Genomic DNA, 11,612 nt, shown 5'->3' with positions numbered 1-11,612 from the left:
TTCGCTAAACTCAAAGAAAATCGACGCTTAGCATTACGATTTGAGAAATCCGATCTCTCTTTCCTTGCCTTTATAGCTTTAGCATCTATTAAATACAACCTTTGTTAACAGTGCCTAATAGATTCATTACAAGATGATCAAAAAAAGATGGCTTCTGAGATTATCCCTTCAAAAATCTCCGTGATAGTATTCCAAAGAATACTGCAGGTTTTATTATCTGAATCAATATCAATAAGGGATATATCTGGTATATTGGAGGGTATTGCAGAGTTTGTAGATATTACAACAAATATACGTAGACTAACAGAGCAGGTTAGATTGCGACTTGCGAAACAGATTTGTCATGCCAATACTAGTGAGAAGGGATATATACCTATTGTGATGTTATCTAAAAGTTGGGAGCAGGAATTTTCAGATTTTATACATGGGAAAGATGAGGATAGTTATCAATTAGTTATACCACCTTCTAAATTACAGAGCTTTGCATCAGATTTTAATAAAATCGTTGATAGATTTGCATTTGAAGGAGAATCTGTAGTACTTCTTACTTCTGCAAAAGTGCGGCCTTTTATAAGGTCAGTGGTGGAAAGAATAAGGCCGAGTGTTTCGGTGATGTCGCAAAATGAGATTCATACCAAGGCGAAAATTAGAATATTGGGTGATATGTAGGTATTATATATAGATTATTTTTATTAGAGGGCTTTTAGTTAAGCTCTCTTGTAAAGCTTGATTATTATAATTATAATTGCACTTTACTTGTCTTGATACAATGAGCAAAAAAGCTATTATTTTGTTAAGCGGTGGTTTGGATTCTGCAACCGTACTTGGTATTGCAGTTTGCTCTGGATTTTCTTGCTTCTGTATTAGCTTTGATTATGGGCAAAGGCATAGAATAGAATTGGATTTTGCAAAAAAAATTGTAGATAGGAGTGCTAATGTAGTAGAGCATAAGATATTGCGCCTGGATCCTGAGGGGTTTAAGGGGTCTGCATTAACAGGTATGTGTGAGGTTCCTAAGGGTAGGAATCCATCCAATTTAGGTAATGATATACCGTCAACATATGTACCAATGCGAAATACGATTTTTATTTCTTATGCCCTTGGATATGCAGAGTGTGTTGGGGCTTCTCATGTATTTATTGGGTGTAATGCTGTTGATTATAGTAACTACCCTGATTGCAGGCCTAGATATATAGAGTATTTTCAAAAGTTAGCTGATATTGCTACTGGGTGTAAAATAAGAATAGATGCCCCTTTGATAAACATGAGTAAATCTGAAATAATAAAGCTGGGAGTAGGCCTTGGTGTTGATTATACTATTACCTTTTCATGCTATGATCCATTAGATAGCGGGTTGCCGTGTGGAGATTGCGATTCATGTATGTTGAGAAGGCAAGGATTTGAATCCATTGGTCTTATGTGAGCTAAGTATATAATATGTATTTTAATAGATAGATATGTCACAAGATAGATACCCTATTACCCCTTCTGGGTATGAAAGGGCTGCTAAGGAGCTGGAGCAGTTAAAAACGGTTGAGAGGCCATCAGTCATAGTTGAAATTTCCGAAGCAAGAGCGCATGGAGATTTATCAGAGAATGCTGAGTATCATGCTGCGCTAGAAAAACAGGGTTTTATAGAAGCTAAGATAAAGAAATTAGAGTGGATGGTGGGTTGTGCTTTAGTTATTGATCCAAAAGAGCTTTCTGGAGATACTGTTAAGTTTGGTGCAACAGTTGAGTTGTTTGATGAAGAATCGGAGAAAAAAGTACATTTTGCTATAGTAAGTGAGTATGAAGCTGATATTGAATCAAGTTTTATATCACATACATCTCCACTTGCTAAGGCCATTATAGGAAAGAAGGTTGGAGAGACTGTAGAGGTAGCGGCGGCAGGTTCTATAATTTCTTATTATATAGAGTCTGTAAGCTATGTATAGTTAGTCTAGATTCAAATAATGAAAAATCATGATAAAGGCTAATAAGAATAGTGGTCTTATTGCGTGGCTTGCTATAACTGTATTCTACTTTTATCAATATATAGTCAGGGCAGCGCCTAGTAGCATGTTTGGCGATATTACTGAGCAATTTGGTATAAATGCTGATAAGTTTGCAACTCTTGGGTCTCTATATTTAATAGGTTATGCGATAATGCAGATTCCTGTTGGCATTATGATGGATAAATTTGGAGTCCGCAAAGTAGTTCTTATATCTATTTTGATCTGTGTAGTTGGTACTTTTATATCTGCTATCTCTGATAGTTTTGTTATAATACAAATAGCAAGGTTTATTGAAGGGGTTGGATCTGCATGTGCGCTCACTTCTGGGTTGAAGGTAATATCTGATAATTTTCAGGAAGGGAAAAGAGCGATATTTTTTGGCTCTACAGTTTCTATTGGCGTGCTTGGTGCTGTTATTTCAAGTAATATAATAGCACTAGTAATTGATAAGTACCATCCAAAGGATGTTTGGTATACGCTTACAGTAGTAGGGGTGGTTATTTTTATAGTGAGCTTTATTTTAATCAAGCCTAATGAGAAGCAGTCTGTTTCTATAGAAGCAAAAGATGTATTTAAGTTATGTATAAGTCGAAAGATACTTATACCTTCAATTATTGCTATAGGTCTTTATGTGCCAGTGGCTGTTCTTGGAGACTTATGGGGAATTCATTTTTTACAAACAAAATTTAATGTGACAAAAAGTATTGCGGCACGGATCAATGCGCTTCTCTATATTGGGATGATATTTGGAAGTGCGGTAGTGCCGTATATATTTGAGAGGTTGGGGAGAATAGCGTTTGGTATAAGAATAAGTATTTTAATCATTACAATCTTATTTGGTGTACTTATTTATACAAACCTTATTTATCCATCTGTATTGTTATATATTATTATAATTCTTCTTGGCTTTTTTTGTGGTGGGGAGATGTTATGTTTTACTTTCGCTCTCTCTAGTTCAAATGTTAGAACATCCGGCGTTATATCTGGTGTTGTTAATACATTAAATATGGCAGGAAGTGGTATATTGCAGCAGATTATAGGTATTACATTAGATTTTGTATGGGCCGGCTCGTTAAATTTACATGGAAATAGAAGCTATTCAGAGGGTAATTTCGTCTTTGCATTAACATCGATGATTTTGGTTATGGTTATTTGTTTGATTTTTTCACTTTTCATGAAAGATGCAAATAATAAACATTGAGCAAGATTCAAAAACCATAGCATCTAATTTTCATATAGTGCTCATATATGGTAAAGATGAGGGTATGGTCTCCTTATTTGCTAATAAAGTTTCAAAGTATTTTTCAAATCCATTTAATGTAGCTGATTGTATATCGAGTATTAAATATTCTGATGTGAATCCTAGTGTGCTTGGAGATATGATTAGAGAGAGGTCTTTATTTGTACAAAAAAAGATCATTTTGGTCCATGAGTGCTCAGAGGGTATAAATAAAGAGCTGAGCCTATTTATAAAAAATATGCAGAAAATGGATCAAGTTATGCTTTTATTTATAGGTGGAGAACTTAAGAAAAATTCAGCTATAGTAAAATGCATATCTGAAACAAAAAATGCTAAGGTTGTGCCGTGCTATGAAGCTCAGCCCTTTGAGATTGAGCAATATATAAAAAAATATCTCCAAGAAAGGGGTATGGCCTTTAAAAGGGATTTGCCACCATATCTTGCCTCTATATTAGGTAGTAATCTTCTTAATATAAACCAAGAGTTAGAAAAAATTCTATTATTGCCTCAGTTAAAGGAAGTATCTATCTCTGATATAGAAAGGTTATATATACACGATAAAGGTGTAGATTTTTTTAAGATTGGTGAGTTATTTTGCATAAAAGATTATAATGCTATGTCTTATATAAGAAATACTACAGATATAATTCAGGTACTTAGAGCTATTTGCTATTACTTAAATAGGCTTATAAAGGTCAAGGCATGTGTTAATAGTGGTCAAAATATAGATAAGGCTACTCTCGCTCTTAATCCACCGTTGTTTTTTAAAAACAAAGAGACATTTTTAACTATATTAAGTAATGCCACTGCTAAATCTCTGTATTTAAAACTAGAAAATATGCTTATGATCGAAAAGAAAGTTAAGCAAGGCATTCTAAATGGTGAAGCTGCGTTTCAATGCGTGCTTTATTATATGTAATGAGTACATGTTAACTGTGCTAGGAATAATCAAAATGATATCTCATAAGCTATCAGTATCTTGGCTTCCACTTTAAAAACTAACTTTGACGTAATTACTTTCTACAAAGTTCCTGCATATCAAATGTATATTTATAGCCGTTTTATTGACGTGGCATACTTGATAATACTTATATTACAGCTTATTAGCTATGCTAATTCAACTTAAATAACTATACCTTTCTTTATTAATTTTTATTTGGCACTGCCTTTCTTTTTACACTCTTCGCTGTATGAACATTTATGCACATCAAGCGGCAAATTGTCTAAGGTTTTTCGTATGATCAGTATGGGCTGTGATGCAATAGCAGCTAAATACGAATTGTGATCTATAAAATCAGGCAAAGATTCACGAATATTGAGTAGCGTATGATAAACTCTGGGTTTTTAAACGCAAATTCTTTGAGCCCTGCCTTCAAAATCACTATAGCCTGCTTTTGTATAAAAGATAATGAGGCAACGTGGCTAGTTAAATGATAGCTAGCCACTGAATATTATTATTGAATGCCGTAAAACTTTTTTGCCCCTTCAAGTAGAATATTGAACTCTTCCTCATTAGGTGTTTCAGGTGTGGCCCCCTCAATAAATGTACCTCCAATAACGCCTATATCATTAGCCCCTGTATCTGGTAAATGTTTTGGTAAAATATAAAAAGAGCGTGTTACTTTTTGACCAGACTTTGTTTTGCCTTCGTTAAAATAGACTAAAATCATATGCTGTAAATCTCGAGGATTTTGGTCCTTAAGCATAATTAAATGCCCTTGCACTGCTGCAACCCCTCCATCTTTATTAAGTTCACCAGAACCAAGTCCGCTGCAATTGATAATATACTTGCTGTCCAGCTCACTAAATAAATGAACTTTTTTCTGAACAAATTTGATTTTCTTTTTTTCTAAATATTCACGAAGACCTGACATCATTTTTGCAGTATCGATAAAGATACCATCATCATAAGAAACCATCGTTCTAGTGGTACCATTGCCAAAATCCAGTATTACATCTTTTGCGGGTTTCATCACTTTTCCAACATATGGTTCTAATCCAGAATCATTTCGATTTTCAAAATATGTTGGTATGATTACGGCCCCATCTTTGAAATCTTGATGTTTTTTTTGCGCGATGCTTGCATAAAACTTATAAGCATCGATACCGATTTGATCGATGATTTTTTGCATTTCCGGCGCATTATCCATTGATACTGGGGCGAGTAATCCCCCGGCATTATGTGATGTAAGAGAATCGAATTTATCAGCTATGATGGTTATATTTGTAAAACCTCTTTGTACTAGATCATAAGCTGTAAAAAAACCTAAAGCACCTGCGCCAATGATTATAATTGGGGTATCATTTTTTAAATCCGAAGCATCTGAAAAATTCAGAAGTAAATTATTTACATATGAAGCGGAGCCTGGGCCTAAGGTCCAACCACTGCCACCGTGCCCATAGTTATGTACGATTATTTTGCCATCCTTTTGTTCAACGATCATATTTGGAGAACCATGTCTCATTGGCCTATGACATAGTATTTTTTGCCCCAAATGAGTAGATTCTAATTTTGGAGGTGTAATTTTTCTTACCTCAATTAATTGTGCGCCTGCTATGATAGGCGTAATTGATAATAAGGCCGAAATACCAAGTAAAATGATTTTTTTTACAACCATTAATTTTCCCATATACTAGATTGACGCAATTAAGCTTATACAATAACATATTGACAAATATATATTTTAATCGAGCTTTGGCAAGTGACAATTTGAATTTTTGGCATTGTCATGCACAATCTCTAAACTTCCACATAGAATCCTGAGTATTGCATTTAATTTAAAGAATCCAAAATTAGCACATATCCTGAAATTAAGATTATTATAGATAATCTTCTTGCTTTGATTGCAATATATTATCGAAATACTTTAAATCTACTATAAAAGCCGCATAGTGAATCTGAGCTTCCGAAAAAGAGTGAGAAATATCTATTGACGAAGGGAGATACAAAAAATCAAGCCGTTAGTGTTAAAAGAGTGCTTAATAAAAACGGTATGCTCAAACACTTCAAGGTTATAGCTAAAAAATATATAAAGATAAAAGATTTGCCCTTAATTAGGTAGTTACAATTTATCAGTGTAGTTGTGATGAATGAGTTTTACAAGAAGTCTAATATGAGATTATGCAATTAGTCTTTTGTTATTGTATTATTGAAAATAATTATTTTGTATGTTCTAATCCAAGTGATAACTTTTTTTATTGTTTAGATGTTCAGAGTATCGCTTTGTATACTTTTGTTTTGTCTTCTTTCTGGGTGTTTTTTAGATAAGGCTGATATTAAAGTCACTGATAAAAAACAGAAGGTGTTAATACCTGGAACAAGTGAAGTGGCCTTAGCAAGAAAGGGTGTGATAGAAGATAAGAAAGGAGTTGTTAAAAATAAGAGTATTAATAAAACACAAAAAACAAATGTTCCCAAAAATCAAAAGCAGATAGAGAAAAAATTCCAACCCAAGCCAAAGTATGAAGATATTAATATCAAAGAATTACCTGAGTTCCAAGATGCTAAAAAATCTCTCGAAAAGCTGACAAATAATACAAAAAGCAGAAATTACGGCAAAGTTACCAGCTCTGACAAGCTAACTGTGGCTGTGATAACTTATATGTCTGGTCAAAATTTGAAAATTGGTCAAGATGTTATGAAATCTGTAGAGGTGGCACATGAAAAATTAGGTAACGATAATATTAACGTCGTTTTCCTAGACATAAATTCGCCTAACATACTATCAGGTATAACCTCTGATATTTCTGTTATTATTGGGCCACATACAAAAGAGGAAGTAGAGAAAGTGTATCCTAGTATAAAGAAAAATGCCATACCATTTTTACCACTTACCTATAGTATGGATCTAGTTGGTAGAGATTATATATATATGATGGGTATATCAACCATTGATCAGGCATTGAGAGACGTATCATATGCGATCCAGAACGTTCATGATAATATATATACCATATTACCTAACAATGTGGATGGGGAAAAAATATTAGAGCTTCTTAAGAACTATAAGAAATTTGGTGATATAGATAAACTTTTTGTAGAAAGATATACTCCTGGTTCTCAAGATTCAATGCTAAGTGCTGTGCAAAAAATAAAGCCTGATTTAGCGAAGGCAGATTACTTTAGATCAGCTTTCTTGCTTAATGAATATACAAGCGATGCATCATATCTCAAGCCTGTCGAAAATTACCTAAAAAGAATGTTTGTTATGGGTGGTAGTAGTTTTCATAATTATCCCAATAATGTACCAACATTATTGATGTATTTTGCAGATGTGCCTATAGCAGCAAGATATGAATTTTTGAATAGATTTAAATCTAGGTATAATACAGAGCCAAGTGATGCTGCGTATCTTGTATATGATGCTGCGGCACTTGTGATGGCATTATCTATTGATTTAAATGGTAAGGTATCTTTTGATCCAGGTGCATTAAATAATCAGGCTGGTTTTGAGGGGATGAATGGTGTATTTAGATTTAGGAAGGATGGTACAATAGAGAGGCTACTTTCTATTTTTAGAAAATCAGGTGATAAGGTATCAATGTTAGATAACGAAAAGTCTTCTTTTCAAGATAATGAATAGAGTTAATACATAAGTAAGTATGGATGGGTTATATAGAAACTGTTCCGGTGTGGTATTATTTAATAAACATGGTATGGTTTTTGTAGGTAAGAGAATAGATACCGAGGGCTTTGCATGGCAATTACCACAGGGTGGTGTTAATGAAGAAGAAGATTTTAAGATTGCAGCACTTAGGGAGTTAAAGGAAGAAACTGGCATAACAAGTGTTGATGTCATATATGAATCCCGCTATATACATAAATATGATATACCTTTTCATAAAAGCTTATGGGATGGTAAATATGTTGGGCAAATACAAAAATGGTTTCTAGCAGCATTTTATGGGCAAGATAATGAAATCAATATAAATACAAAAGAACCTGAATTTAATGATTGGCGTTGGATTGATATTCATGAATTGCAAAATTTTGCTATACACTTTAAAAAAGATGTATATAAGAACATATCCCTGGAGTTTGCGCCAATTATAGAAAGATATCTTCATACATGAAGTTAAAGGATTTTGATTTTGACTTACCGAGAGAATTAGTTGCCCAGCATCCTCTTCCGCGTGGTCAGGCAAGGATGCTACACATGGATGCTATGGGTAATCTGCAAGATAAGAATTTTCGGCAAATTATAGATTTTATACATCCAGGAGATGTGCTTGTTATGAATAATAGCAAAGTGGTACCATCATCATTAATAGGAAGGGTAGGGGAGAGGGTGGTCTATATTAACATTGTAAAGCAAGTTGGTGAAAGGAGGTGGCAAATATTTGCAAGACCAAGCAAGCATTTAAATGTAGGAAAAAAGATCATTTTTTCAGATGATCTATATGCATATGTAAACTATAAAGATATAGAATCTAATTACATAGAAATAGATTTTGAGCTTAGTAAATTTGAGCTTTTTCAAAAATTAGATGTTGTAGGTCAAATGCCGCTTCCTCCATATATAAAGCGTGCTGAACAATTTATTGCTGATAAACATAATTATCAAACTGTTTATGCGGAGCATGAAGGTTCTTTTGCAGCACCTACAGCTGGATTACATTTTTCTGAGGAAATTATATCATGTTTGGAATCTAAGGGTGTAAAGCTAGCATTTGTTACATTGCATGTATGGCTTGGTACATTTCTTCCTGTTAAATCTGAAAATATTGATGAGCACATTATGCATGAAGAATATTTTTCTTGTACGGAAGAAGCGGCCCAAATAATAAATGAAGCTAAGGCCAATCATGGTAGAATTATCTCTGTAGGATCCACTAGTATGAGGGTTTTAGAATCTATAATGCATGAATATGGCGCTATTATTAAGTGTGATGGTATGACCTCAATATTTATCAAGCCCGGGTATAAATTCCAAATAGTTGATATGATGGTAACAAATTTTCACTTACCGAAATCTACACTTTTTATGTTAGTTTCGGCATTTTCTGGTTTGGAAAATATTCAAGCTGCATATAAGTATGCAATTGAGAATAAATATAGAGTCTTTTCATATGGTGATGCATGTTTCTTTGAAAGAAAGATGTGAATTTTATGTAAGTTATTGTTATGCAATTAAGCATTGATTTCTTAATTTATAAAATTTCCTTATTCTCTCTATTTTTATAATAGTATTGTTTGTGGGTTAAAGTCCCTGTTGCATAATTGTTATGTGGAGCTTAGAATCTCATATATAGCCTTTGCACTGTTATTGAAAATTACTCCCATGAAAAATCCTGAAAACGCGCATATAAAGATTGATGGTCTTGAATATGATATAAAGCTTCCAGTTGTTCAGGGATCTGATGGAACAAGAGCGATAGATATAAGGGATCTATATAAAAATTCTGGAGTTCTTACTTATGATCCTGGGTTTATGTCTACAGCTGCTTGTAAATCATCTATTACATATATAGATGGTGATAAAGGAATATTACGGCATGCTGGATACGATATATCATACCTTGTAAAATCCCATGATTTCATGGATATATGTTTTTTATTGTTAAATGGTAACCTTCCAAATGATGCTGAAAAGTCTTTGTTTGTAGAAAAGGTGAAGCGGCATTACATGGTGCATGAACAGGTTAAGCTTCTATATAGAGGTTTTCCTAGGAATTCGCATCCTATGGCCCTTATGGTTGCTGCAGCTGCGTCGCTTTCTGCGTTTTATCATGATAAAACGAGCGTTGAATTGGAAGAGGAGAGAAACGAGGCTGCTATTATGTTGATTGCAAAAATACCGGTTCTTGCAGCAATGGCCCATAAATATTCAGTTGGATATCCATTTGTTTTTCCATCTAAATCTATGGGTTATGCAGAGAATTTTCTGCATATGATGTTTTCTACCCCTATGGATGAGTTTGTTGCAAGCCCTAATCAGGCTCGTGCTCTTGAAGAATTGTTAATACTACATGCGGATCATGAACAAAACGCATCTACATCAACTGTTAGGTTGGCTGGTTCTACTAGGGCAAATATATTTGCTGTTGTTGGAGCAGGTATTTCATCATTATGGGGTCCTGCACACGGTGGGGCTAACGAAGCTGTAATACACATGCTGCAGGAGATTGGCCATGAATCTAGAATACCTGAATATATAAAGAAAGCAAAAAATAAGGATGATCCATTCCGATTAATGGGATTTGGTCATAGAATCTATAAAAATTATGACCCAAGATCTGTTTCTATAAGAGAAACATGTATGAGATTGCTTAATGAGCTTAATATCAATGATCCTTTATTAGATATAGCGTTAAAACTTCAGGAACTTGCTTTAGAGGATGAGTATTTTATAGAGCGTAAATTATATCCTAATGTAGATTTCTATTCAGGAATAGTTTATAGGGCCCTTGGGATACCAACATCAATGTTTACAGTGATGTTTGCCGTAGCAAGAACTGCTGGTTGGGTTGCGCAATGGAAAGAAATGATAGAAGATCCTGATCAAAAAATAGGTAGGCCAAGGCAGGTGTTTACCGGTATATATAAGAGGGATTAGTAATTAATTTGGTTATATTGTAACTAATTACTTGAATTATTCTTAGATTGTTTCAGCTTCTTATTACGCTATGTTATATAGATATAGCGTAATAGAAATGATAAATGACTAATTTTAAAAATATTATCATTGAGTTAAGTTCAGCAAAATGACTCATTACATAATCATATTATACCGCCTTGGCTATAATATATTCGGGAATTAGTGTGCGTATTTACTAATTTCGAGCATCCTTATAGCGGTTTTATGGCCTAATGCAGCCGCTCTCTTTAGCCATAAATGTGGTTTTCCATGCTCTGTTCTTACGCCTCTGTAATACATGATGCTCAATATAAAAGGCTCATTCTCTTCTGCTGCTTTTTGCGCCCAATAGAAGGCCTTTGCAAAATCTTTCCTAGGTAGTGTCGACATTTAAGATTTTTATGTGCTGCTATTTTAGCAACTCATTATGAGGCTAAAATGTTATATGACTTGAGGGATGATCAATGGGAAATTATTAAAGATATTTTACCTGGGAAAAGTGGAGATAGAGGACGTAGAGGATACGATAACCGTGGATTTATAAGAGCAGTGATGTGTGTTGCCAGAACTGGTGGGCCATGGAGAGCGCTTCCTGTGGAATATGGCAAATGGCCTACAGTTCATAAAAGATTTATTAGATGGGCTAAAGCTGGAATATGGCAAATGATACCTTAGCCGTGGATAGTGATAATGAATGGTTAATGATAGATTCTACGATCATTAGAGCGCATCAGCATTCGGCTGATGCTTTAAAAAATACCGAAACTGGTATGCAAGGGCTAGGAAGATCCAAAGGAG

12 protein-coding genes are annotated in these 11,612 nt (G+C 34.1%); 10 read left to right on the top strand and 2 right to left on the bottom strand.

From position 1 onward, the window contains the following. The first annotated feature begins 117 nt into the window (after positions 1 to 117). The 5 genes from Cyrtocomes_RS03320 (at position 118) to holA (ending at position 4,156) form a co-directional block, all read left to right on the top strand. Positions 118 to 669, top strand: coding sequence for an FHIPEP family type III secretion protein (locus Cyrtocomes_RS03320; RefSeq protein WP_322497785.1), 552 nt, complete (start codon positions 118 to 120; stop codon positions 667 to 669). Positions 670 to 769: 100 nt separating this feature from the next. Beyond that, positions 770 to 1,423 (top strand): 7-cyano-7-deazaguanine synthase QueC, encoded by a 654-nt coding sequence (gene queC / locus Cyrtocomes_RS03315; protein WP_322497784.1) that lies wholly within the window; start codon positions 770 to 772, stop codon positions 1,421 to 1,423. A 34-nt stretch (positions 1,424 to 1,457) separates the two neighbouring features. After that, positions 1,458 to 1,937 carry a transcription elongation factor GreA gene (gene greA, locus Cyrtocomes_RS03310; RefSeq protein WP_322497783.1) on the top strand — a complete coding sequence of 160 codons (480 nt, stop codon included), beginning with the start codon at positions 1,458 to 1,460 and terminating at the stop codon, positions 1,935 to 1,937. Between the two features lie 28 nt (positions 1,938 to 1,965). Then, positions 1,966 to 3,198 (top strand): MFS transporter, encoded by a 1,233-nt coding sequence (locus Cyrtocomes_RS03305; protein WP_322497782.1) that lies wholly within the window; start codon positions 1,966 to 1,968, stop codon positions 3,196 to 3,198. Next, complete coding sequence (gene holA / locus Cyrtocomes_RS03300) at positions 3,179 to 4,156, top strand: DNA polymerase III subunit delta (protein WP_322497781.1); 978 nt, start codon at positions 3,179 to 3,181, stop codon at positions 4,154 to 4,156. Before Cyrtocomes_RS03305 ends, holA begins: the two co-directional genes overlap by 20 nt. 535 nt (positions 4,157 to 4,691) lie before the next feature. Here the strand turns inward: holA and Cyrtocomes_RS03295 are convergent. Beyond that, the gene (locus Cyrtocomes_RS03295) at positions 4,692 to 5,867 is read right to left on the bottom strand and encodes an FAD-dependent oxidoreductase (protein ID WP_322497780.1); all 1,176 of its coding nucleotides are present in this window, start codon (positions 5,865 to 5,867) and stop codon (positions 4,692 to 4,694) included. A gap of 576 nt (positions 5,868 to 6,443) precedes the next feature. Here Cyrtocomes_RS03295 and Cyrtocomes_RS03290 point away from each other — a divergent pair. From Cyrtocomes_RS03290 to Cyrtocomes_RS03275, 4 genes are all read left to right on the top strand, one after another. After that, positions 6,444 to 7,820 carry a penicillin-binding protein activator gene (locus Cyrtocomes_RS03290; protein WP_322497779.1) on the top strand — a complete coding sequence of 459 codons (1,377 nt, stop codon included), beginning with the start codon at positions 6,444 to 6,446 and terminating at the stop codon, positions 7,818 to 7,820. A gap of 19 nt (positions 7,821 to 7,839) precedes the next feature. Next, positions 7,840 to 8,310, top strand: a complete 471-nt coding sequence (locus tag Cyrtocomes_RS03285; protein WP_322497778.1) for an RNA pyrophosphohydrolase — start codon at positions 7,840 to 7,842, stop codon at positions 8,308 to 8,310. Beyond that, a complete protein-coding gene (gene queA / locus Cyrtocomes_RS03280) occupies positions 8,307 to 9,341 on the top strand; it encodes a tRNA preQ1(34) S-adenosylmethionine ribosyltransferase-isomerase QueA (protein WP_322497777.1) in 1,035 nt (344 codons plus the stop codon). Before Cyrtocomes_RS03285 ends, queA begins: the two co-directional genes overlap by 4 nt. A 177-nt stretch (positions 9,342 to 9,518) precedes the next feature. After that, on the top strand, positions 9,519 to 10,793 hold the full coding sequence (locus Cyrtocomes_RS03275; RefSeq protein WP_322497776.1) for a citrate synthase: 1,275 nt from the start codon (positions 9,519 to 9,521) through the stop codon (positions 10,791 to 10,793). A gap of 201 nt (positions 10,794 to 10,994) precedes the next feature. Here the strand turns inward: Cyrtocomes_RS03275 and Cyrtocomes_RS03270 are convergent, their stop codons facing one another. Further along, complete coding sequence (locus tag Cyrtocomes_RS03270; protein ID WP_322497775.1) at positions 10,995 to 11,204, bottom strand: SEL1-like repeat protein; 210 nt, start codon at positions 11,202 to 11,204, stop codon at positions 10,995 to 10,997. A gap of 48 nt (positions 11,205 to 11,252) precedes the next feature. Here Cyrtocomes_RS03270 and Cyrtocomes_RS03265 point away from each other — a divergent pair, with 48 nt between their 5' ends. Continuing rightward, positions 11,253 to 11,489, top strand: coding sequence for a transposase (locus tag Cyrtocomes_RS03265; protein WP_322497510.1), 237 nt, complete (start codon positions 11,253 to 11,255; stop codon positions 11,487 to 11,489). Positions 11,490 to 11,612: the final 123 nt, after the last annotated feature.

The organism is Candidatus Cyrtobacter comes, assembly GCF_034470605.1.
GTDB classification, from domain to species: domain Bacteria; phylum Pseudomonadota; class Alphaproteobacteria; order Rickettsiales; family Midichloriaceae; genus Cyrtobacter; species Cyrtobacter comes.
This window is presented reverse-complemented; position numbering and strand designations above follow the sequence as displayed.

Coding starts and splice junctions, on each gene's coding strand:
- queC (WP_322497784.1), top strand. CDS start 770: ATGAGCAAAAAAGCTATTATTTTGTTAAGCGGTGGTTTGGATTCTGCA.
- greA (WP_322497783.1), top strand. CDS start 1,458: ATGTCACAAGATAGATACCCTATTACCCCTTCTGGGTATGAAAGGGCT.
- Cyrtocomes_RS03305 (WP_322497782.1), top strand. CDS start 1,966: ATGATAAAGGCTAATAAGAATAGTGGTCTTATTGCGTGGCTTGCTATA.
- holA (WP_322497781.1), top strand. CDS start 3,179: ATGCAAATAATAAACATTGAGCAAGATTCAAAAACCATAGCATCTAAT.
- Cyrtocomes_RS03295 (WP_322497780.1), bottom strand. CDS start 5,867: ATGGGAAAATTAATGGTTGTAAAAAAAATCATTTTACTTGGTATTTCG.
- Cyrtocomes_RS03290 (WP_322497779.1), top strand. CDS start 6,444: ATGTTCAGAGTATCGCTTTGTATACTTTTGTTTTGTCTTCTTTCTGGG.
- Cyrtocomes_RS03285 (WP_322497778.1), top strand. CDS start 7,840: ATGGATGGGTTATATAGAAACTGTTCCGGTGTGGTATTATTTAATAAA.
- queA (WP_322497777.1), top strand. CDS start 8,307: ATGAAGTTAAAGGATTTTGATTTTGACTTACCGAGAGAATTAGTTGCC.
- Cyrtocomes_RS03275 (WP_322497776.1), top strand. CDS start 9,519: ATGAAAAATCCTGAAAACGCGCATATAAAGATTGATGGTCTTGAATAT.
- Cyrtocomes_RS03270 (WP_322497775.1), bottom strand. CDS start 11,204: ATGTCGACACTACCTAGGAAAGATTTTGCAAAGGCCTTCTATTGGGCG.
- Cyrtocomes_RS03265 (WP_322497510.1), top strand. CDS start 11,253: ATGTTATATGACTTGAGGGATGATCAATGGGAAATTATTAAAGATATT.